The 23,724-nt window shown below is 41.5% G+C and carries 21 protein-coding genes; 4 read left to right on the forward strand and 17 right to left on the reverse strand.

Annotated features, from left to right (window positions below):
• Positions 1-8: 8 nt before the first annotated feature.
• The gene (locus tag MTF67_RS02415; RefSeq protein WP_248518615.1) at positions 9-2,582 is read left to right on the forward strand and encodes a M1 family metallopeptidase; all 2,574 of its coding nucleotides are present in this window, start codon (positions 9-11) and stop codon (positions 2,580-2,582) included.
• A 118-nt stretch (positions 2,583-2,700) separates the two neighbouring features.
• On the opposite strand, the gene MTF67_RS02420 is transcribed toward MTF67_RS02415, so the two are convergent.
• Positions 2,701-3,066 carry a hypothetical protein gene (locus MTF67_RS02420; protein WP_248518616.1) on the reverse strand — a complete coding sequence of 122 codons (366 nt, stop codon included), beginning with the start codon at positions 3,064-3,066 and terminating at the stop codon, positions 2,701-2,703.
• 61 nt (positions 3,067-3,127) lie between these two features.
• Positions 3,128-4,003, reverse strand: coding sequence for a hypothetical protein (locus MTF67_RS02425; RefSeq protein ID WP_248518617.1), 876 nt, complete (start codon positions 4,001-4,003; stop codon positions 3,128-3,130).
• A gap of 157 nt (positions 4,004-4,160) precedes the next feature.
• Between MTF67_RS02425 and MTF67_RS02430 the strand changes: the two genes are divergently transcribed.
• The 3 genes from MTF67_RS02430 to yjjG all read left to right on the forward strand — a co-directional run bounded on the left by MTF67_RS02430 (position 4,161) and on the right by yjjG (position 6,365).
• On the forward strand, positions 4,161-5,060 hold the full coding sequence (locus MTF67_RS02430; RefSeq protein WP_138740409.1) for a phosphoribulokinase: 900 nt from the start codon (positions 4,161-4,163) through the stop codon (positions 5,058-5,060).
• Positions 5,061-5,135: 75 nt separating this feature from the next.
• On the forward strand, positions 5,136-5,675 hold the full coding sequence (yjjX, locus tag MTF67_RS02435) for an inosine/xanthosine triphosphatase (protein WP_248518618.1): 540 nt from the start codon (positions 5,136-5,138) through the stop codon (positions 5,673-5,675).
• 15 nt (positions 5,676-5,690) lie between these two features.
• A complete protein-coding gene (gene yjjG / locus MTF67_RS02440) occupies positions 5,691-6,365 on the forward strand; it encodes a pyrimidine 5'-nucleotidase (RefSeq protein ID WP_248518619.1) in 675 nt (224 codons plus the stop codon).
• Positions 6,366-6,471: 106 nt separating this feature from the next.
• Here yjjG and lpxC read toward each other — a convergent pair whose 3' ends face one another.
• The 15 genes from lpxC to rsmH form a co-directional block, all read right to left on the reverse strand.
• Complete coding sequence (gene lpxC / locus MTF67_RS02445) at positions 6,472-7,383, reverse strand: UDP-3-O-acyl-N-acetylglucosamine deacetylase (RefSeq protein WP_008126813.1); 912 nt, start codon at positions 7,381-7,383, stop codon at positions 6,472-6,474.
• A 103-nt stretch (positions 7,384-7,486) separates the two neighbouring features.
• Positions 7,487-8,731, reverse strand: coding sequence for a cell division protein FtsZ (gene ftsZ, locus MTF67_RS02450; RefSeq protein WP_010555688.1), 1,245 nt, complete (start codon positions 8,729-8,731; stop codon positions 7,487-7,489).
• Between the two features lie 21 nt (positions 8,732-8,752).
• On the reverse strand, positions 8,753-9,985 hold the full coding sequence (ftsA, locus tag MTF67_RS02455; RefSeq protein ID WP_010555687.1) for a cell division protein FtsA: 1,233 nt from the start codon (positions 9,983-9,985) through the stop codon (positions 8,753-8,755).
• Positions 9,982-10,761 (reverse strand): cell division protein FtsQ/DivIB, encoded by a 780-nt coding sequence (locus MTF67_RS02460; protein ID WP_006792148.1) that lies wholly within the window; start codon positions 10,759-10,761, stop codon positions 9,982-9,984. Before MTF67_RS02460 ends, ftsA begins: the two co-directional genes overlap by 4 nt.
• A gap of 1 nt (position 10,762) precedes the next feature.
• A complete protein-coding gene (locus MTF67_RS02465) occupies positions 10,763-11,683 on the reverse strand; it encodes a D-alanine--D-alanine ligase (protein ID WP_010555686.1) in 921 nt (306 codons plus the stop codon).
• On the reverse strand, positions 11,680-13,131 hold the full coding sequence (gene murC, locus MTF67_RS02470; RefSeq protein ID WP_248518620.1) for a UDP-N-acetylmuramate--L-alanine ligase: 1,452 nt from the start codon (positions 13,129-13,131) through the stop codon (positions 11,680-11,682). Before murC ends, MTF67_RS02465 begins: the two co-directional genes overlap by 4 nt.
• Positions 13,132-14,208, reverse strand: a complete 1,077-nt coding sequence (gene murG / locus MTF67_RS02475) for an undecaprenyldiphospho-muramoylpentapeptide beta-N-acetylglucosaminyltransferase (protein ID WP_248518621.1) — start codon at positions 14,206-14,208, stop codon at positions 13,132-13,134.
• Positions 14,205-15,380 carry a cell division protein FtsW gene (gene ftsW, locus MTF67_RS02480; protein WP_006792144.1) on the reverse strand — a complete coding sequence of 392 codons (1,176 nt, stop codon included), beginning with the start codon at positions 15,378-15,380 and terminating at the stop codon, positions 14,205-14,207. The genes murG and ftsW overlap by 4 nt, the downstream gene beginning before the upstream one ends.
• Complete coding sequence (gene murD, locus MTF67_RS02485; RefSeq protein ID WP_248518622.1) at positions 15,377-16,711, reverse strand: UDP-N-acetylmuramoyl-L-alanine--D-glutamate ligase; 1,335 nt, start codon at positions 16,709-16,711, stop codon at positions 15,377-15,379. Before murD ends, ftsW begins: the two co-directional genes overlap by 4 nt.
• Positions 16,712-17,794 (reverse strand): phospho-N-acetylmuramoyl-pentapeptide-transferase, encoded by a 1,083-nt coding sequence (mraY, locus tag MTF67_RS02490; protein WP_006792142.1) that lies wholly within the window; start codon positions 17,792-17,794, stop codon positions 16,712-16,714. It abuts the gene before it with no gap.
• Entirely contained in the window at positions 17,794-19,176 is a 1,383-nt protein-coding gene (murF, locus tag MTF67_RS02495) for a UDP-N-acetylmuramoyl-tripeptide--D-alanyl-D-alanine ligase (protein WP_248518623.1), read from the reverse strand. Before murF ends, mraY begins: the two co-directional genes overlap by 1 nt.
• A complete protein-coding gene (gene murE / locus MTF67_RS02500; protein ID WP_248518624.1) occupies positions 19,173-20,651 on the reverse strand; it encodes a UDP-N-acetylmuramoyl-L-alanyl-D-glutamate--2,6-diaminopimelate ligase in 1,479 nt (492 codons plus the stop codon). The genes murF and murE overlap by 4 nt, the downstream gene beginning before the upstream one ends.
• Positions 20,644-22,461 (reverse strand): penicillin-binding transpeptidase domain-containing protein, encoded by a 1,818-nt coding sequence (locus tag MTF67_RS02505; protein WP_248518625.1) that lies wholly within the window; start codon positions 22,459-22,461, stop codon positions 20,644-20,646. The genes murE and MTF67_RS02505 overlap by 8 nt, the downstream gene beginning before the upstream one ends.
• On the reverse strand, positions 22,458-22,787 hold the full coding sequence (gene ftsL, locus MTF67_RS02510) for a cell division protein FtsL (RefSeq protein WP_006792138.1): 330 nt from the start codon (positions 22,785-22,787) through the stop codon (positions 22,458-22,460). Before ftsL ends, MTF67_RS02505 begins: the two co-directional genes overlap by 4 nt.
• A complete protein-coding gene (gene rsmH, locus MTF67_RS02515; RefSeq protein ID WP_010555681.1) occupies positions 22,784-23,722 on the reverse strand; it encodes a 16S rRNA (cytosine(1402)-N(4))-methyltransferase RsmH in 939 nt (312 codons plus the stop codon). Before rsmH ends, ftsL begins: the two co-directional genes overlap by 4 nt.
• Positions 23,723-23,724: the final 2 nt, after the last annotated feature.

Raw genomic sequence — 23,724 nt, forward strand, 5'->3', positions numbered from 1 at the left:
GGATCACTATGTTTCTTAAAAGCCTCTTAACTGTGAGTGTTGCGCTAGCAATAAATGCAGCAAACGCTAACGAATTCGTTATCGAAAAACTCGCAAAACCAAGTTCGCAAAATGTATCGCTAACGCTCGACCCAAGCAAAGATACATTCACAGGGATGACTGAAATTGCCTTAGAAGTATTAAAACCAACACATTACATTGAGCTAAACGGTGTGGATTATGCTGTAAAAATGGCGCAACTTTTAGGTAAAGAAAACTGTGACTTAAGTAATGAAATACTTAAAACAGGTAAAGTTAAATTTAGCTGTGATGAAAAAATTCAACCAGGTAAATACACACTTAATATTGATTTTTCTGCTCCCTACAACCGCCAAAGTGTGGGGTTATACAAAACATTGGATCAAGGTACACCTTACCTATTTACCCAATTTGAAATGAGTGATGCACGTCGTGCCTTCCCCGTTTTTGATGAGCCAAGCTATAAAATTCCTTTTCAGTTAACAATAACGGCTCCAAGTTCACAAAAAGTATATGCCAATACACCAGAACTAAAAACAACAATAAATGGTGATATGACAACCCACTTTTTTGATAAAACACCGCCTATTCCATCGTATTTAGTTGCAATGGCTGTTGGCCCGTTTGAAGAAATAGACATTGAAGGGATGCCCATTCCTGGGCGTGTTATTACTCCTCAAGGTAAAATTCATTTAGCCGAATATGCTAAAGATAATATGCCGCGCGTACTTGCAGCATTAGAAGAGTATTTTGGTATTCCTTATGTGTATAAAAAACTCGACTCAGTTGCCGTGCCTGAATTCCCATTTGGCGCAATGGAAAACTCAGGCTTAGTAACTTACCGCGAAGACATTTTACTCGTTGATTTAGCAGCAGCGACACGCAGTAAGAAACAACGTAACGTATCTATTATTGCTCACGAACTAGCACACCAATGGTACGGTAACTTGGTAACCATGAAGTGGTGGAATGACCTGTGGTTAAACGAAGCGTTTGCAAGCTGGATGGCAGCTAAAATGACCAAGCAGCTAAACCCTGAGTTTGAATCACATTTAGACTTACCACAAAATAACGTAATGGCATTAGACGCCCGCTTAAGCACTAAGCCTATTCGTAAGCCAATTAAAACCGAAGCTGACATTATGGACGGATTAGGCCTTGCATACAGTAAAGGTAGCTCAGTACTTGCAATGGTTGAAAACTGGATTGGCGAAGAGGCGTTCCAAAAAGGGATTCAGCGTTATTTAAAAGATTTCTCTTATAAAAATGCAGAAGCGGCTGATTTATGGCAAGCACTAGGTAAAGCATCAAATAAAGATGTAGCCAGTGTTTTAAAATCATTTATTGAACAGTCTTCTTTTCCTCTTGTGAGTGTCAAACAGCAAGGCAAAAAAGTAACCATTTCACAAAGCCGCTTTGTAAATGCAGGTGTTGATGCGCCAGCACAACTTTGGAATGTGCCAGTAACGATTAAATACGGTGCAGGCGACAACGTTAAAACAGCCAGTGTTTTACTAAACAAACAAAGCCAAACGCTTGATTTAGATTTTGCACCAGAGTGGATTTACCCTGACCAAGGTGCTCTTGGCTACTACCGCTGGGTAATGGATGACGCGCAATTTAACGCATTAATTGAAAACGCGCCAACAGTGCTGACTGACCGCGAACGTTTAGCGCTATTATCGGCCACCGATGCACTGCTTAAGGCTGGCGTTATCTCTGCCGCCAAGTTAATGCAAACACTTGAAGTATTTGTAAGTGACAGCCACCCTCGTGTAGCAAATACTGCACTGGGCTACTTAGTATCGCAGCAACGTACGTTCAAAGATGAAAGCAATAAAGACTTATGGCCTGCATTTATCCGTGACGCAGTGACTCCTGCTGCTAAAAAATATGGTTTAGAGGCAAAAATTGACGAAGATGGTGCAGTGTCGCAACTTCGTGCAGCCGTTATATCACGCTTAGGCTTTGATGGCGAAGACCAAAACGTAATCAATAAAGCCAAAGAACAAACGCAAGTGTATTTGACTAATCCTCAAAAAGTAGACCCATACTTAGCAGGTGTTTATTTAAGACTCGCGGCTTTTCATGGTGATAAAGCCTTGCTTGCTCAATTCATGACAACATTTAAAACGACTAAAGACCCTCAAGTGCGCACTAACATGCTAGCTGCTATGGGCTTTTTTGGTGAGTCTGAGTTACAAAATACAGTGCTGGCTTACAGCTTAACTGATGAAGTAACCGCCTCTGATATGCGTACTATTTTATCTGGGCAAAGTTACACAGAAGAGCGCCAAGCATTATTTATCGATTGGGTTTATAACAATTACGATAAAGTAACAGCAAGTTTGCCGCCGTTCTTTATTCCTAATTTACCGTACTTTACAACCGTAGGCTGTGATGCCAAAAGCTTAGCAACCACTCAAAACTTCTTTAACGATAAAATTTCAGAAGTGCCTGGGTACAGCCGTACATTGAGTAAACTAGAAGAAAGTACGCTTGATTGTATTGCACTAAAAAAACGCGAGCTTGATTCGGTTAATAGCTTCTTAAACAGTAAATAACCACTATGTGATTAAGCTATAAAAAAGCCGCTGAGTATTCACTCAGCGGCTTTATAATTTTAGGGCGAAACTAATTAACTCAAATTACGGATAAAAAACTTCTTAACTAAAGTTCAGATTAATTACCAATGATCATCGTCAACTTAGCAATAAAGTCTTTTGCAGCTTGCTCTGAATTTATTTTAAATGCGACACCATAATGAATTGGTTGAGCGCTTTTATATATACGAGTTGGAAATCGGGTCATTTCACTGCTATGAAAATACCCTTGTGCACGTGTTACACAATCTATGTCATTAAAGTCATCGCTAAATACTTCAAATGCAGGGCGAATCACTATTTTGCCTTTCCCACTTTCACTGTGAGTGTAAAAGGCCTCTTTAGAATTAACTAACATGTATTCAGCAATGTTTTTAATTTTAAAATTACTTCTGCATTGTAGTTTTATAAGCTGCTCTGTTAACTCATCTGCACTGTACGCCATGTTTATCCCTATTCGTTAATTTGCGTATCACCTTAACGCATACGCAGTTTGAAGTCTTACTTTATTGTGTTACGTCGCATACAAATGCAAGCTTATCGTTGTTGTAACTCATTCGGGTGATATTAGTTTCGCAGTAAGTGCTTAAATCAAGCCATTGCGATATTTCATTACTGCCATCGAGCTTACGTTGATAAATACGGTTTTTAATAGCGTAAGCAATTGTTTTATCATCTTTTAAAATGAAGTCTTGTACCTGAGTGGGTAGTCTTAATAAATCGCCTACTTGTTTATTTTGTGGATTAAAGCTCGCTAAAATATGCTGATCATTTTTAGTGTAACTAAATAAAAACATCGCCGCGTTGTGGTTATAAATAAGTGTACGAGAAATATCACTGGCGGCTATTTCACCTCTAGCAGCGTCTACTGAGGTGTATTGAAGCGTATGCGGCTGACCTAAAATAAACATCACTAAATCGTTTTTAATGCCCCAAGCATGGTAGCCAACAGGCTCTATCCAATCAAAAATACGACTAGGCGCACTTTGTGTATCAAGCGGATACTGCCACAATTTTTGTTTTGAATCGGCCTCTACAACAATGGCTGACAAACTTGTTTTATTAGGCATTAACGTTGGCGAATACTCACTGACAGGTGTATTTGTTAAGTTAGTTATTTCACGTGTTGTTAAATTGTAGTGTGCAATATCGGTTTGGCTTTGGTTATTAGTTATTACCTCATGGGTAAAGTATAAATCGTCATTAATTAAGTAAGGCTGGTTATTGTAACTTGTTTTGTCGCTTACTATGGTCACTTGAACACCATATGGCGTATTTAAATCAGCAAGTAATATTTGGCTTTTAGGCATGTTAGCGTGTGCACAACCTGCGGCTAAGGCACTTAATGAAAAGAAGCTAAGTAATGGTTTTAAAAGTTTCATGCTTTCTCTCGTTTTAATTTTAAGCACCTCATGATAACGTTATTTGCTGATGACGTCACTTGAGCTTAGTCAGTCAACACGTAAGATACCCAAACGACTTAAAAAAGTGTTAAGTTTAGTCTGGTTATATAGCCTGGTCCTAAAAAAGAGAATTAACATGTCAGCTAAAAATCCTATCATTGCAATTACTGGTTCGTCGGGTGCGGGTACAACCACCACGACCAATGCCATTAAGCATATTTTTCGTAGCCTAAATATTCAGGCTGCATTTATTGAAGGTGATAGCTTTCATCGTTATACACGTCCCGAAATGGACAAAAAAATACGCGAAGCCCAACAAGAAAGTAAACATATTAGTTACTTTGGCCGTGAAGCTAACGACTTTGGCGCCCTTGAATCGTTATTTAGTAATTATGGTGAAACAGGGCAAGGCAAATTGCGCCGCTACTTGCACACCTTTGATGAGGCTGTACCTTATAACCAACTGCCTGGCACATTTACTCCTTGGCAAGACCTTGAGCATAATACAGATATTTTGTTCTACGAAGGTTTGCATGGCGGAGTTGTTGACCAAGACGTTGATGTAGCCAAGCATGTTGATTTACTCATAGGCATGGTACCTATCATTAACCTTGAATGGATACAAAAGCTAATCCGCGATACTTCAGAGCGAGGCCACTCTCGCGAAGCCGTGATGGGGTCAATTGTGCGTAGTATGGACGATTACATAAATCATATTACCCCTCAGTTTTCACGAACGCATATTAACTTTCAGCGTGTGCCTACCGTTGATACATCAAACCCATTTAGCGCAAAAGACATTCCATCACTTGATGAAAGCTTTGTTGTGATCCGCTTCAGAGGCATTGAAGATGTTGATTTTCCTTATTATTTGAGAATGATTGAAGGCAGCTTTATGTCGCGTATTAATACCCTGGTAGTACCGGGCGGTAAAATGGGTCTTGCAATGGAGCTTGTATTAACACCACTGATAAAAGATATTATTATGAAAAAGCGCGCACTAGAAAACCTTGCTCCGCTTGATTTACCTATTTAGTATTATCGCTTTAGTGCCCTTTTTTGTTTAACAGAAGTCACGTACACTGCTGATTTTACTCAATACGAGATCAGCATGTCATCATTGTTAAAAGTTATAGTTGGATCTAAAAATCCAGTAAAAATAAATGCAGCAAAGCATATTTTTACTATGTACTTTCCAAATAACACCATTGATTGCCTAGGTGTTAACGCTCCTTCAAACGTGCCAGATCAACCTATTGGTGAAGATGAAACACGTATTGGTGCGCAAAACCGTGTTAACTATTGTAAAAAGCTCCATCAAGCCGATTACTACGTGGCAATGGAAGGCGGTGCAGAGCAGTTTAGCTATGGTGCAGCGACCTTTGCCTATGTTGTTATTGATAACGCCACAGAACAGGTTGTAGGGCGAAGCAGTAATCTTCCATTACCCAATATACTTTTTAAAGCATTACTTAATGGCGAAGAGCTTGGCGATGTAATGGATAAAGCATTTAACACCACAAATATAAAACAAAAAGGCGGCGCCATTGGCCTGCTTACAAATAACCATGCAACACGCGAAAGTACCTATACCCAAGCACTAACTTTGGCCATGGCACCCTTTTTACATAGCGACCTTTATCGCAAATAAAATACAGGAAATTGAATGAAATACAGCTACGTGTTGTTTGATGCAGACGAAACTTTATTTAGGTTTGATATATTAGCCGGTATGACCCGTATGTTTAAAAATTACGGCGTTAATTTTACGCAAGACGATTACATTCACTATCAAAAAACCAATAAACAACTGTGGGTTGATTATCAAAATGGTGTTATTAGTGCTGATTACTTGCAGGTAACCCGCTTTAACGAATGGTCAGCAAAATTAAATGTCCCCGCTAAAGAGTTGAACGATGCATTTTTAGATGCAATGGCGCAAATTTGTGAACCATTACCAGGCGCTATAGAGTTGCTTAATAAATTAAGACCTCATGCTAGGTTAGGCATCATTACTAATGGCTTTGCTCGCCTACAAACAGTACGTTTAGAGCATACTGGTTTAAAAGATATGTTTGAATGGTTAGTTATTTCTGAGCTTGTAGGTATAGCAAAACCTAACAAAGCTATTTTTGGACATACGTTCGAACTGATGGGTAACCCAAATAAGGGTCAAATATTAATGGTGGGTGATACCGCATCAAGTGACATACTTGGCGGTAATAATGTAGGTATAGATACATGTTGGTTGCAACACCCTGGTGAACAATTACCAGAAGGAATAACCCCCACTTACACAATAACCAAATTAGAACAGTTACAAGCCATTTTAGGTATTTAATTTTTAAAACTTACTATTTTAAAAGAATAGATACATAGCAAAAAAAATGACGCTAATAAGCGTCATTTTTTGTAACTGTTTTAAGTGTGTACTTTAAAATACTTGGTTAGGCTGTTGCTAACTCAAGACCGGGTGCAGGCATCGTTACAGGCGTTTCAAATGTTGCCCACTCCCACGCTGACTCGGTAGCCATTACTTTACGAAGCAACTTATTGTTTAAATCGTGACCCGACTTAAACGCTGTCACCTTACCTAAAATGTTATGGCCTGTCATAAACATGTCACCAACACAGTCTAGTATTTTGTGCTTAACGAACTCATCGCTGTAGCGTAAACCATTTGGGTTTAGTACTTTAAACTCGTCAAGTACTACTGCGCTGTCCATGCTGCCACCTAGAGCAAGGTTATTAGCATGCATGTATTCAATGTCTTTCATAAAACCAAAAGTACGAGCACGGCTAATTTCTTCAGTAAAGCTTTGAGCGGTGATGTCTAAACCAACACGCTGACGACTTTCGTTAATAGCCGGGTGATCAAAAGCGATTTCAAAGTCGATGTGAAAACCGTCGTACGGTTCTACTTCGGCCCATTTGTCGCCTTCTTCAATACGAACTTTTTCTTTAATACGAATAAAGCGTTTAGCTGCATTTTGCTCTTCAATGCCGCCTTTTTGTAATAAATAAATAAATGGTAATGCACTACCATCCATAATTGGCACTTCTGAGCTGTCTAATTCTACAATTAGGTTATCAATCCCCATTGCTGCAACCGCAGCAATTAGGTGCTCAGTAGTTGATAAACGAACGCCATCTTTGTTAATTAAACAGGTACACAACTGCGTATCGCCAACGGCTTCAGGTGTTGTTTCAAATTCAACAACCGGATCAAGGTCGACACGACGAAATACAATCCCAGTATTTGCGCTCGCAGGTCGGAGAGTTATTGTGACCTTCTCACCTTTATGAAGTCCAATTCCTATGGCTTTGACTACTTCTGCAATCGTACGCTGTTTAATCATAGGTTCGCTCACTTAAATTTATTACAGTTAGACGGCGGATAGTAACATATATACGCGCGCCTTACAATATTCGCTCAATTTACCAGCAAAATAACGTTTTTTATTAGTCTGCTTGTTTGCGTAAAAATGCAGGGATGTCAAAGTAATCACCACCCTCTGATTTATCCGCTTTTTTACTCGTTTGCGACGACGAGCTTGCTGTATTGCTAGAACTTGCTGAACTCGCTTTTTCTGCGCTTTCAGTTTGTGCTTTAGCTGCACTTTCATCGGTGCTGTCTTGGCTTGCAAAGCTAGGCACATACATGCTGCTTGCTTGGTTAGACGTGTTTGCAACATCAGAACCCGAAGCCTTTTTAAAACCGTTATCAACAATACCAAACTGTGGACGACGATCGCCGCCTAAACCCGTTGCAACTACAGTTACACGTAACTCGTCGCTCATTTCAGGATCAATTACCGCACCCACAACAACCGTTGCGTTTTCAGAGGCAAGTGCTTTAACGTGGTTACCGACAATTTCGAATTCTTCAATCGCAATATCCATACCCGCGGTGATATTAACTAAGATACCTTTGGCACCTGTTAAATCAACGTCTTCCAATAATGGGCTTGAAATAGCAGCTTCTGCGGCTTCTTGTGCACGATCAGGACCTGACGCAGATGCAGTACCCATCATAGCAGTACCCATAGCAGACATAACAGTTCGTACGTCAGCGAAATCCACGTTAATTAAACCAGAGCGCGTAATGAGTTCTGCAATACCTTGTACTGCACCAAATAATACGTCATTAGCTTTAGCAAATGCATCTAGAAGTGTAGTGCCTTTGCCTAAAACTTTAAGTAATTTATTGTTCGGAATTGTAATAAGCGAATCTACAATTTCTGACAACTCGCTGATACCTTGTTCAGCTGCTGCTGCACGCTTCTTACCTTCAAAGTCGAAAGGACGCGTCACTACCGCAACAGTTAAAATACCCAGCTCTTTAGCAATTTTAGCAACCACAGGCGCAGCCCCTGTACCTGTACCGCCGCCCATTCCAGCTGCGATAAATACCATGTCGGCACCTTCAAGGCTTGCACGAATAGTCTCTGCATCTTCTTCAGCCGATTCACGGCCTACTTCAGGGTTTGCACCCGCACCTAACCCTGAGGTTATTTGTGTGCCTAATTGAACTGTTACGTCAGCAGCCGAATTTCGTAATGCTTGCGCATCTGTATTAGCGGCAATAAAGCGCACGCCTTCGATTTGCTGTTTTACCATGTGCTCAACTGCGTTACCGCCGCCGCCGCCCACGCCAATTACTTTTATTACAGCTTCTTCGCTGTGTTGTTCCATTATATCAAACATGTTCACTCTCCGACTTGAGTCTTAAAACTCGCCTTGAAACCATTTAGTAATGCGGTTCCACCAATTATTGTTATCCTCTGCTTTCGACTTTTGTGCATTCATCGATTGCATGGTGCGCCCGTATTGTAACAAACCAACAGCGGTTGCGTACGAAGGATCATCTACGTAGTCTGTTAAACCAACCATCCCGATTGGTTTACCTATCCTTACTGGCATTTGAAAAATGTCTTCCGCCACTTCCATTGCACCAGTCATTTTGGCAGTTCCGCCTGTTATAACGAGACCTGCCGCAATTTGGTCTTCTAAACCTGAACGACGAATTTCTTCCATCGCAAGTTCAAATAATTCTCTGAAACGAGGCTCTACCACCTCTGATAATGTATGACGTGACATTAATCTTGCAGGGCGCCCGCCTACACTTGGTACTTCAATAGTGTCTTCACTGCTTGCCAATTGGCTGCTTGCACATGCGTATTGTACTTTGAGTGACTCTGCATGCGATATAGGTGTACGAAATATTTTTGCAATATCACCCGTTACCTGATTACCCGCCACAGGGATTACTGCTGAATGACGCAGCGCACCGTTGATATAAATAGTGATGTCCATTGTACCACCACCAATATCGAGTACCGCGACTCCAAGCTCTTTTTCATCATCTGTGAGAACTGAATAACAAGAAGCCAATGCTGTAAATATCAATTGGTCGACTTCAAGGCCACAACGCTCAACACATTTTTCTATGTTTTTAGCCATGTCGTTAGAGCAGGTAATAATGTGAGCACGTGCCTCCATACGCACACCGCTCATGCCTAGTGGGTTTTTAATCCCTTCTTGCATGTCTATGCTGTACTCTTGCGGTAGTGCATGCAGCATTTTACGTTCAGCTGAAATAGGCACAGAACGCGCAATGTGAATCACATTTTCAATATCTTCGTCTGTTACTTCAGTATTATTAATAGCAACAACACCGCTTTCGTTCTGGCATTGAATATGTTTACCAGAAATCCCCAAGTACACTGAACTAATTCGACAATCTGCCATTAATTCGGCTTCGTCTATAGCGCGGCGAATAGACTCAGACACTAAGTTTAAATCGTTAACGCCACCTTTATCCATACCATGGGATACTTGGCTGCCCACACCAACAATGCTGAGCTTGTTATCTGCGGTGATTTCACCTACCGTGGCTACCACTTTCGAGGTACCAACGTCTAATCCAATCACGAGGTTTCTTTCTGCTGACTTAGTCATGCCTTACTCTTATTTTGTAATTGTTCTTCTTGCACTGGCTTAAAGCTCACTGCAAGGCCGGTATCATACCGTAAATCGACTGCATCTATCTGTGCTTTTTCTGGATATTCCATACGTGGGTAAACGTCTATAAAACGTTGTACACGCTTGGCTTTATCCCTACGCCCTAAATTTAAGCGCACCCCGCTATCAAGCCAAAGCTGCCAAGAAAAACGCTCTGATAACGCTAAACTTTTAAGCGTTAACGCGTTTACTTTAAGCATTTCGTCAAACTGCTTAAAAGCAATCCATGCTTCTTGCTCGCTCCCTTCTGGGCCGAATAACTGAGGTAAATCTTTACTTAACTTATCGCTGCGAGCTTGAAAAGCCTCACCGTTGTTATTAATTAACAAGTCACTATTCCAATGCGCAACCGCCTCGTGTTCAACAACGTAAACCTGAATCGTATCAGGCCATTGTTTTCGCACCGATACAGTGGCCACCCAAGGTAGATTTTGCACTAGCTGTTGTACATGTTTTACATCAAGCTCAAAAAAACTACTTAAATCCGCTTTTTTTATTGCTGTTATTATTGCGGTTTCATCTGTGTATTTAGGATGCCCTTGCACCGTTAAGTGCTTTATTTGTGCATCTTTATTTTTTACTAACCAATCAGATACACCCGTTGTAATTTGCACTAAGCCAATAATAACAACTAAAAAAAAGCTCACGCCAAAAATCAGCGACCAATTTAGGTTCTGTTTGATTTTATGAGCTTTTTCTAAAAGGGGATGCATATTAAAGCGTTTGCTCCAAAATGCGAACAACTAATTGCTCAAAACTTGCCCCATTTGCTTTAGCTGCCATAGGCACTAATGATTTTTCTGTCATTCCGGGTACAGTATTAACCTCTAATAAATAAAAGTTGCCTTGCTCATCTTGCATTGCATCTACGCGGCCCCAACCGCTTGCGCCAACTAAGTCAAACGCTTCTAACGACATAGCCTGTAATTGCTGCGTATCGTGCGCCGATAAATTGGCTGGGCAATGATACTGCGTAGTATTTGATTGATACTTTGCCTGATAATCATAAAAGCCATTTGGCGTTGTCATTTCAATTACGGGCTGTACTTCATCACCTAAAACAGTCACTGTAAATTCACGACCCGTTATCCACTGCTCAACCAACACTTGGCTATCAAACTTAAATGCATTGATTAATGCATCTTCAAGTTCTTGCGCAGTAGTTGCTTGTGCCATACCAATGCTCGACCCTTCATGAGAAGGCTTAACCATCACTTTTTTAAATTCAGCCATGATAGCGTGTGCATCAAAACCTTTTTTAGCATCTACAACGGCATATGGTGCGGTGCTTAAACCGGCTGATTTAAACAAGTGCTTACAACGAATTTTATCCATTGCCAGCGCTGAACCCAGTACGTTACTGCCGGTGTAAGGTAAGTTCATAAACTCTAATGCACCTTGAACAGTTCCGTCCTCACCACCTCGGCCATGTAGTGCAATAAAAACACGATCTACATTTAACTCTTTGAGTTCCCACAATGACCGATTTTGAGGATCGAATGCAATCGCATCTACACCGCAATTTTGTAATGCATTAAAAACAGCCTGACCCGACTTTAATGACACTTCACGCTCTGCTGAGTTACCACCAAGCATTACCGCTACTTTACCAAATTGTGCATTTACTTGGGTCATACTTCACCTTGTTTTAATTTTTCTATCGACATGCCTGTTGCTGCTAACGTTTTTACTAACTGACCTATATTACCCGCACCTTGGGTCAATACTAAGTCATTATTTTGCAAGTTATCTGCTAATACACCCGCAAGCTCTTTACTTGATGCTACATGCAATGGCTCTTTGCCACGTTGACGAAGGCTTCGGCATAAACTTTTACTATCAGCGCCCACTATAGGCTCTTCGCCTGCGCCATAAACATCTAATAATAAGAGCTGATCTACATCGGCAAGTACTTTTACAAAGTCTTCATATAAATCACGAGTACGACTATAACGATGCGGCTGATAAATCATTACTAAGCGTTTATCGGGCCACCCCTCGCGTACTGCTGCAATAGTTGCTGCAACCTCTGAAGGGTGATGACCGTAATCATCCACTAACATTATATTGCCGCGTTCGTTTTCAAATTCGCCGTAGTGTTGAAAACGACGGCCAATACCTTCAAACTTTTGTAATGCTTCTAAAATTGCTTGGTTAGCAATATTTTGATCTTTTGCTACTGCAATCGCTGCTGTCGCATTTAATGCGTTATGTTTACCTGGCATATTTAGCGTTGCCGTTAAACACTCACCTTGTTTATTGGTTACCGTAAACGTACACGTATTAGCTGACTGGCTAAAATCACTCATGCGATAATCAGCCGTTGGCGACTCGCCATAAGTAATAATAGGACGCCCAAAACGAGGAATTAGTTCGGCGGCTACCTCAGAGTCGATACACACAACAGCCAGACCATAAAACGGCAGGTTATGTATAAAATCGACATAAGTGTCTTTCATTTTTTCAAGGCTGCCACCGTATGTATCCATGTGATCTTCTTCAATATTGGTGATCACCGATACCATAGGTTGTAAATGTAAAAACGACGCATCACTCTCATCAGCTTCTGCAATTAAAAAATCGCTTTTACCAACCTTTGCATTACTACCTGCACTATTTAATAAACCACCAATAATAAAGGTTGGATCGAGCCCAGCTTGTGCATAAATGCTGGCAATTAAACTCGTTGTTGTTGTTTTGCCATGAGTGCCAGCAATGGCAATGCCATGGCGAAAACGCATTAATTCAGCTAGCATTTCAGCACGACGTACAACAGGAATTCTTGCAGCTTTTGCGGCAATTATTTCAGGGTTAGTTTCGTCAATAGCACTTGAAACTACCACCACATTGGCATCTTTTACGTTGTTTTCGTGATGACCAATGAATACTTCTGCACCCGCTTTAATCAAGCGTTCTGTCATCGCACTATGCGCAATATCAGACCCTGTAATACGGTAACCTTCAAAAGCGAGCACTTCGGCAATACCGCCCATACCCGCTCCACCAATACCAATAAAGTGGATGGTTTCTATTCGACGCATTGCAGGTCGTATACTTTTGTTTTGTACTGATGCTTCTTTCACTTACGCTCTCTTATTTGATACTTGCTCACAGTGCGCGGCTACGCTTGCTGTGGCATCTAAAATGGCTTGTTTTTTTGCGTTATTAGCCATTTTATTAATTAAACTAGGGTTTACTAAGTAAGGGGTTAATAGCGCAACAATCGATTGCTCATTAAATACACTTTGCTGCATGAGTAACGCTCCATCTGCCTCAACCAAATATTGGGCGTTAGCCGTTTGATGGTCGTCAACTGCATGAGGAAATGGCACAAATACAGCCATTTTGCCCGCTGCTGCAATTTCACTTACCGTTAGCGCACCAGCTCGGCAGATAACAATATCAGCCCAAGCATACGCTGCATCCATGTCATCAATAAATTCCGCAACTTTTACATTATCGCTTTCAAACATGTGCGTTTTGTAGGCTTGCTCAACGCTGTTTAAATGTTCTTTACCTGTCTGGTGCCATACATTTATTGCACTGGTTTTGTTAAGCGCTTTAAATGCAGCTGGAAGTGTTTGGTTAAGTACCTGAGCCCCTAACGACCCTCCGACAACCAACATATTAACCGGTGTTGAAACGTCACGCGTTGCTATGTCTATTACACTTTGACGAACTGGATTGCCGACAAGTTCGGCTTGTCCTGCATCAAAAGCGCTTGGAAAAGCCGCTAAAACCCGATTAGCAAATCGTGAAAGCCATCGGTTACTCATGCCAGCAACCGCATTCTGTTCATGAATAACTAACGGAATACCTAAACTTTTTGCAGCAATACCTGTTGGTCCAGTTACGTACCCTCCCATGGCAAGAACAACATCTGGACGTTGATTTTTCAATACCTTACGCGCTTGCAATATTGCATTAATAACCATGAATGGCGCTTTAACAAGGCGTTTTAATCCGTTGCCACGAACACCTTTTACATTAATAAAATCAATATCTATATTGTGCTTAGGAACAACGCTTGCTTCCATTCTATCGGGTGTGCCAATCCAAGTAACTTGCCACCCCTGCGCTTTTAAGTAATCAGCAACTGCAATACCTGGAAATATATGCCCGCCAGTTCCACCAGCGACTACAACACACTTTTTACTCATCGTTTACCTCCGCCTGAGGTCGCTTGCTTGGTTGCCATTTTAGTTTCAAAGTCAACGCGTAATAATATTCCGGTTGCTATGGTCATAATCATCAAACTAGAACCACCATAAGAAATAAACGGTAATGTAAGACCTTTAGTTGGTAAAATCCCCGCACTTGCCCCTACATTCACCATGGTTTGAAACGCAAACCAAATACCTATTGCAAAGGCAAAGTAGCCTTCGTATTCTTTACCGCACTTTAAGGCTTGCTGGCCAATTAATAGTGCTCTAAATACTAAAGTGGCGAGCACCATTAAAATGCTTACCACGCCAACTAAACCAAGCTCTTCGCCAATAACCGCAAAAATAAAATCATTGTGTGCTTCAGGAAGGTATTGCAACTTTTGCACGCTATTACCTAACCCTTGGCCAAACCATCCACCTTGGCTGTATGCCATTAACGATTGAACGAGCTGGTACCCTTTTCCGAATGGGTCGTCCCAAGGGTCTAAAAAGCCAACAACACGCGCCATACGATAAGGCTCAACAATAATCAACAAAACAACCAAGCCAATCCCGGTTAAAATAAGGACAAAAAACTGCCATAGTTTTGCGCCCGCTAAAAACAATAAGCCAACTGTTGTTACAAACATAACAACTACGGTGCCTAAATCAGGCTGCAACAAAATAAGCAATGCATACACAGCAAACACTGCAATAGGCTTTGCAAAACCTTTAATGTTCTCTTGTACCTCTTCACGCTTTCGGACCAAGTAACCCGCTATGTAACTAAAAAAGTACAATTTAGCGGCTTCAGCCACCTGAAAACCAATAGGTCCAATTGGGATCCAACGCTTGGCACCATTAACCTCGCGGCCAATAATTAATACAGCAATGAGCAATACCATGCCCAGTATCAATAAATATGCATTTGAGCGTTTCCACCAATCCATTGGCACACAAACCGTGATCCAAAAAAGAACAAACGCAACGGCCAAAAACATCCCGTGACGAATAGCAATGTGATGTGAGTTATCAAAAAGGCGCTCTGCCGTGGGCATAGACGCACTCATCACCATAATAAAGCCAACACCAATTAGCATTAGCATTGAATAAAGCAAAGGCACATCATAAAGCTGCGGCGAAGGTTTTGGTGTTAATGTGTCTTTTATTTGTGCAAGCGCAATCATATGTTATCCGCCAAAACACACTTAACAAAGTCATCACCACGTTGCATATAGTTGTTATACATATCAATGCTTGCACATGCTGGCGCTAATAAAACTACATTACCCGGCGAACTAAGCTGCTTAGCTAAATTAACCGCCTCACTCATGTTATTTGTTAAATGGCTTTTGCTGCTCAGAGCCACTAGCTTTTTGGCGTCTTTACCAAAACAGATCAGCGCTTTTACATGCTTTTGTAAGTAAGGTTTAAGCGGGTTTAAATCAGCGCCTTTTGCATCGCCTCCCGCTATCACAATTAAGTTTTGAGTTTCTGTGGCCAAACTGTCTATGGCTGCTATGGTAGCGCCTACATTTGTTGCCTTTGAATCGTTAAAGTATTTAACGCCATGTTGCTGAGTAATAAATTGGCAGCGATGAGCCAATCCGCTAAACTCATTTAGTGCCTTTGTATAAGCCTCTTTACTAATATTAAAGGGGCTTAGTAACGCCATAACCGCAAGCGTATTTAAATAATTATGCTTACCTACAACAGCAAGTGTATCAACAGGTAAAAACGCTTCATTGTTAGCGAAAAAATACGTACTGCAGTTATGCTGCCCTAAACAATATTTACCCTGTTGAGTACCAAAACCAATTTTAGCCGTAGCACTGCTACTGGACGGGTGCGTTTGTTTGTCATCTTCATTTACAACAATACATTGTGTACCGTTGTAAATAGATAGCTTTGAGTCTATATATGCTTGGTAGCTATCGTAACGATCTAAATGATCTTCAGATACATTTAACACCGTGGCACTCACAGATTTTAAGCTTGTTGTGGTATCTAATTGAAAGCTCGAAAGCTCAAGCACATAAACATCAAAGTCGTCATTGAGTAAATCAAGTACTGCGGTACCAATATTGCCGCCAAGTGCCACATTAAAGCCAGCCGCTTTTAACACGTCATAGGCTAAAGTCACTACGGTTGATTTACCATTCGAGCCAGTCACTGCCACTACAGGTTTAGTATTAATGCGCGCAAATAGCTCAACATCACCTATGACTTCAACACCCGAATTAATAGCACTCGCAATGGCAGGCGTTTTAAGGCTTAACCCAGGGCTTACAATAATCATATCACTGCTATTAAGCCCAGCAGCATCTAAGCTGCCAAAGTGTGTATTTAAACTAGGCGCATGACTGCTCAGCCATTCAATCCCTGGGGGATTTGCTCGGCTGTCGACAACCTTTGGCGTTAAACCGTGAGATAGTAAAAAACGCACAATGCCCAGACCGGTTACACCGAGTCCGAGCACTGTTATTTGTTTATTCTTTATCTCGTTTAAATATTGCATTTATCTTATCTTTAATGTCGCAAGACCTGCGAGAACCAACACAATAGATATAATCCAAAAACGCACAATAACGCGCGGCTCTGGCCAACCTTTTAATTCGTAATGATGGTGAATAGGCGCCATTCTAAAAATTCGTTGCCCTCGTAACTTATACGAGCCCACTTGTAAAATCACCGACAACGCCTCCATCACAAAGACACCGCCCATGATAATAAGTAGAAGTTCTTGACGAACCAGCACTGCAATAATCCCCAGCGCTCCACCTAATGCTAATGAGCCTACATCACCCATGAATACTTGCGCCGGGTAGGTGTTAAACCATAAAAACCCAAGCCCTGCACCAACAATGGCAGTACATACAACCACAAGCTCACTGGCTAATGGCAAATGAGGAATATGTAAATAAGCAGAAAAATTAATATTACCGGTTAAGTAAGCAATTATGGCAAGTGCCGCCGCAACTAAAATAGTCGGTACAATAGCGAGACCATCTAGACCATCAGTCAGGTTTACAGCATTTGATGTTCCAACCAATGCAAAATAGGTAATAACAATGTAAAACAAGCCTAACTGCGGTAAAACATCTTTAAAAAACGGCACAACTAAAGACGTTTCTGCAGCTTGCGTACTTGTAAAGTACAATGCAGTTGCAACCACAAGTGCAATTACTGACTGCCAAAAGTACTTCCATTTCGCTATAAGCCCTTTTGGATCTTTACGGATAACTTTTCGGTAATCATCGATAAAGCCGACAATTCCCAGTGAGCCAATTACAAATAACGTTGCCCACACATACTTATTAGAGAGATCGGCCCACAATAAAGTACTTGTAAAAATTGCCGCTAAAATAAGCAGGCCACCCATAGTTGGCGTACCCGATTTTGATAAGTGTGATTGTGGACCATCATCGCGTACTGTTTGCCCAATTTGCATTTTTTGCAAACCACGAATTAGCTTTGGCCCTAAATACAGAGACATAATGAGCGCAGTTAAAATCCCCAAAATAGCGCGCAGTGTTAAATACGAAAAAACATTAAAACCACTAAAATACTGTGTTAAATACTCAGCCAGCCAAACTAACATTATGATACTCCATTGATGGCTTGTTGCTGGCCATTAACTAAATCGGTTACTAATAATTCCATGCGAGAACTGCGTGATCCTTTCACGACGATGGTCGTTTTTTTATTTACTTGATCAATTGTGGCTTGAATTTGTTGCTGCATCTGATCGCGGTTTGAGAAGTGACGATTCGCAAGCGCAAATACATCGCTTGCACACTTACTCAACACACCTAGCGTAAATAACTCATCAATGCCTTTTTCAAGCGCATATTCGCCAACTTCTTGATGGTATTTACGTGCGTCTTCACCAAGCTCCCCCATATCACCCAGCGCTAAAATACGATGCCCTTGCATATCACTCAGTAAGTCAATCGCAGCCTTTACCGATTTAACATTGGCATTGTAGGTATCATCAACCACGGTGAGCATGTCAGACACTTCTATTAAGTTTACGCGCCCTTTTACATCGCCCATCGTCGCTAATGCATGAGCAATATCATCTAAAGTGACATCAAGCTCGCTTGTTAGTGCAGCTGCAATAAGTGCATTGCTAATATTATGTTTGCCCGGTAATGCGAGAGTAACAGGTACTTTTTTTTGTTTTGTACATAACGTAAAGCTTGCACGTGCATTAGCATCTAAGCTTATATCTTCAGCCCAAATATCGAGTTTTTCAGAGGTTGAAAAGCGCTTTATGTTGCGCCCTTCAAGTTTATCTAGCCAATATTGACTAAACTCACTGTCGCAATTAATTATGGCTACGCCATTTTCTTTAAGGCCATCAAAAATTTCGCCTTTTGCTTTGGCCACGCCCATCAAGCTACCAAAACCTTCTAAGTGGGCTGGTGCTACATTACACACTACCGCTACATCAGGTTTAGCCATTGCCGTTGTGTATGCAATTTCACCTAAATGATTTGCACCCAGCTCTATTACTGCAAAACGGTGTTGTGGCTCTAAACGCAACAACGTTAGCGGTACGCCAATATCGTTATTAAAATTACCTTTGGTTGCCAGCACATCGCCATGCACAGATAAAATAGCCGCGCACATTTCTTTTACGGTGGTTTTACCCACACTGCCCGTAATAGCGATTGTTTTAGGTGCCACTTGCGCCATAACAGCTGTACCAATTGCGCCTAATGCTATACGCGTGTCATTTACTATAAACTGGGCAATATCAACATCGACTTTATGATCGACAATAACGCCTATCGCGCCTTTTTGTTTTGCCTCAGCTATAAATTTATGACCATCAAAATTTGGCCCTTTAAGTGCTAAAAATACTTCACCTTCGCATACTGTGCGAGTATCTGTATTTATGTTGAGCACTTGCTGATTATCACCCTGATAATCGGTTGTTAACACATTGGCTAACCAATCAAAATCCATCGGGATCATGCTTGAGTCCCTCTATCTGTTTTTATTAATTGTTCTTGTACAAACTGGCGATCGCAAAAGTCGATACGTTCATCGCCTATAATTTGATAATCTTCGTGGCCTTTTCCCGCAATTAACACCACTTCATTAGAGGCTGCATTATTAATTGCATAACTAATTGCTGACGCTCTATCAGCTTCTAAATGGGCGCTTTGAGGTGCAGCTAAACCTGAAGCTACCTCTGCAATAATCACATTTGGATCTTCTGAGCGTGGGTTATCGCTGGTAATAATCACTTTGTTAGCATTTTTTTCAGCAGCTTGGGCCATTAATACGCGCTTCCCCTTGTCCCTGTCACCACCACAGCCAAATACACAGCTCACGCCACCTGGCACATGTTTTTGCAATGCTTGTAGTGCTAAAGCTAATGCTTCTGGCGTATGCGCATAATCAACTACGCAAGTTGGTTTACCCGCAACACTAAATGCTTGCATTCGTCCTGCTACTGGCTGAAGTTGTTGGCAACCTGTAATAAGTTGCTCAAGGGGATAACCTAAACCCAATAACGTGGCTAAAGCAGCTGTTAAGTTATAAAGATTAAATTCACCAAACAGCGGCGATTTTACCTTAATATCACCCCAGCTTGTAGATAATTGCGCCGAAATACCTTCATCCGAATAATCAACATCTGAAAAGTACACATACTGTGCATTTTTAGGCGCTAAATTTTTTCGTCCGTAGCAAATTAAATTATTAAAATCGTATTTTTCGAGCCACTGCCCTGCTTGGTTGTCATCTTGGTTTAGTACAACAAGCTGTGGGTCAAAATCACGAAATAGCATGAGTTTTGCATCACCATAACTCGCCATATCACCATGGTAATCTAAGTGATCGCGAGAAAGGTTAGTAAATACAGCAGCTTTAAACTGGCACTGTGCAACACGGTGCTGCACAAGTCCGTGCGACGACACTTCCATTGCCACCAGCTTTTTATCTGCTTGATGTAAGTCGCTCAATATATGTTGTAAATCGACTGCTGAAGGCGTGGTGTTTATGAGCGGCGTTAAATTATCTGGATGGCCAAAACCAAGCGTACCAATAATTGCTGACTGCGTATTACAATACTGCGCTAAATGAGCAATCATAGCCGTGGTAGTCGATTTACCGTTTGTACCGGTTACACCAATTAAATCAAGGTTATGGCTCGGTTTATCGTAAAAACGACTAGCAAGTTCAGCCAACTTTTTATCAAGCTCAGACACTAAATAAAGTGGCTCAAAAGCAACATCAAACTCGCACAGTCTGTCGGCAATAACTGCGACAGCACCCTTTTCAATTGCTTTAGCTATAAACTGCCCGCCATCTAGCTCATGGCCTTTTATTGCTACAAATACATCGCCTGGGTTGACGTCTCGGCTATCTAATCGCAAATGACTTACAAGCTGCGATGGTGCATCTATTTCTATGTATTTTAAAATGCTTTTTAAATCACGCATCGTTCTTTTTACCTTTTACGTACGCAACTTCTTCCTTGTCGGGTGCGACGTTTAATATTCTTAATGCGTTAGAAACGATTTCTGCAAATGCAGGGCCTGCAGTGGCACCTCCATAGTACACATCACCGCCAGGTTCATTGATCATTACTACCACAGCTAAACGTGGATTACTTGCTGGTGCAACACCTGCAAAATAACCAACATATTCATCACCGTAACCACCTACTGCGGCTTTTTTAGAAGTACCCGTTTTACCCGCTGCACGGTAACCATCAACTTTAACGTTATGTGCAGTGCCACCACTTTCAAATACGCTTTCCATCATGTTTACTACCGCTTCAACATCTTGCTGTTGAAAAACACGATCCCCTTCAGGGGTAGAATCTTGCTTTAGTACAGTGAGCGGTCTGTTAACACCTCCCGCGCCTAACATGGCATAGAAGCGAGCCATTTGCGCAGTACTAACAGCAATATTGTAACCAAATGACAATGCAGCAATTTCGTGATCAGACCAACGACGATTAGGGTAAAATAAACCACTGCTTTCACCTACCATACCCGTGCCTGAGTCAGATCCGAATCCGACCTTTTGGAATAACCCCACTAGGTAGTCTTTTGGAACCAACTGAGTAACCTTAGTCACCCCCATATTTGACGAATATTTTAGTATTTCTCGTAGTGACATTTCACCATGGTTACGCGTATCTTGGACTAAACTTCCCCCTAAACGCATCCAACCTGGGTAGGTGTCAATTTGTTCATCGGCTTGAATAGCGCCGAAGTCTAGCCCAGCTAAAATGGCCAGTGGCTTAACGGTTGAACCCGGTTCGAACAAATCAGTAATAGCGCGATTTCTGCGTTTATGAGGAGCCGCATCGGTTAGATTATTTGGATTGAAAGACGGGCTATTAACCATTGCTAATACTTCACCGGTTTTAACATCAACCACCATGGCTGAACCCGATGTAGCCTTATAAGATAAAACCGCTGACTTTACAGCTTTATAAGCAATAGCCTGAATACGTTGATCAATACTTAGTTGAATACTTTCGGGCTCTACACGTTCTCGCTCATCTAGCACTTGCACTTCACGGCCTTGGGCGTCTTTTCTGATAGTTCGACGACCTTCTTCACCGGTTAAAGCGTTTTCATAGAGCTTTTCAATACCTTCAATGCCTTTACCATCGATGTTGGTAAAACCAATAATATGCGCGGTCACTTCGCCAGCCGGATAGTAACGCTTAGACTCATCCAATAAATGAATACCAGGAAGACGCAAGCCACCAATATAATCAGCGACTGCAGGGGTTACTTGGCGTTTTAAATAAACAAAACGACGACTCGGATCATTTAAAAGTCGGGAGTTAATTTTTGCCTGATCAATACGTAATACATCAGCTAATTCGCGCCAACGTAAATCGTTTTTGTAATACTGTGCGGTGCGTTTGTTTAGCTCTACTGCATTATCTAACAGCGCTTGTTTGTCTTCACCATTTTTTCGCGCTTGCCTAACAACTTTAGATACCAGCGACTTATGTAAAGCCTTAGGGTCAGCATACACACTCACAACGGGTACGCTGACCGCGAGCTCTTTGCCATTGCGGTCAAAGATCATTCCGCGTTGCACATGAAGTTTTTCGACGCGTACTGTACGTTTGTCACTTTCCGAACGTGCTTTATCAGGTTCAATTACTTGTAAATAGGCGGCACGAGACACTAGCGTCACAAACACCAAAAACACAACCGAACACACCAGCATAAAGCGCCATGTGATTAAGTTGTTAACTGGTTTTTTGCCTCGATTTCTCATTTTACTATAATTACCTGTTCATCCTGACTCGTCGGTCTTTTCATTTTTAATTGCGAGGTTGCCACTTCTTCAATACGCGCATGCTGAGAGTAAAACTCCTCCTCAACTAGTAAGTATCGCCACTCTAAATCAAGCTCATCTCGTTCTTGCAGTAATTTATCTTGTTCAATTAATTGCCCGCGCGCTAAATGCGTAACTTGCACTACGCTAAAGCCAGAAACAAATATCGTAACCAATAAGGCCAAGGTGAGCTTATTAGCACCAAGGCCTTTAATTATTTCGAAAAATAAATTGGGAGGTTGACGATGATTTGCTTTTGTATTCATCCCAACCTCTGAGCAATCCTAAGTACAGAGCTTCGTGAACGCGGATTGCGCGCTACTTCTTCAGTGCTTGGTTTAATAGCTTTACCCACTGCTTTTAACGTCAGATTTTGATTTATTTGTGCATCGGTTAAAGGCAGACCTCTGGGTAATGCTTCTCCCTTACTCTGTTTTCTAATAAATTGTTTTACTATGCGATCTTCAAGTGAATGAAACGAAATGACCACTAAGCGACCGCCCGGCTTTAATACTTTTACGGCCGATTGCAGCGCCGTTTGTATTTCTTCAAGTTCGCTGTTTATATAAATACGAATAGCCTGAAAAGTGCGCGTTGCGGGGTGTTTAAACTTATCTTTCACTGGTACGGCTTCATCAACTAAATCAGCAAGCTGCTTAGTTGTTGTAATGGGTGTGTGCTCTCGAGTTTCTAAAATTTTATGTGCAATACGCTTACCGAACTTTTCTTCACCCAACTTTTTAATGACGTGGGTGATATCATCTAACTCAGCTTCTGCCAACCACTGAGCAGCACTTCGGCCGCTTGTTGGATCCATGCGCATATCAAGCGGGCCATCTTTCATAAAACTAAAACCGCGCTCAGCATCATCTAGTTGTGGAGATGACACACCAATATCTAATAAAATGCCATCCACTTTACCAATGAGATCGTTTTGCTCAGCTACATCGTATAGTTTTGAAAATCGAGTGTGTGCTATAGCAAATCGGGAGTCATCGGCAAATTTTTCAGCCGACTTTATAGCCTGTGGATCTTGGTCTATTGCCTGTAAGCGTCCTGCGTCGCCTAAACGAGCAAGTATTTGACCTGAATGACCGCCTCGTCCAAATGTGCCATCCATATATATGCCGTCTGGCTTAATTGCTAGGGCATCAATGGTTTCGTCCATCAAAACAGATACGTGTTCAAATTGCGCTGTCATTA

It is taken from the genome of Pseudoalteromonas sp. 2CM32C (assembly GCF_023161925.1).
Classification (GTDB): Bacteria; Pseudomonadota; Gammaproteobacteria; order Enterobacterales; family Alteromonadaceae; genus Pseudoalteromonas; species Pseudoalteromonas marina.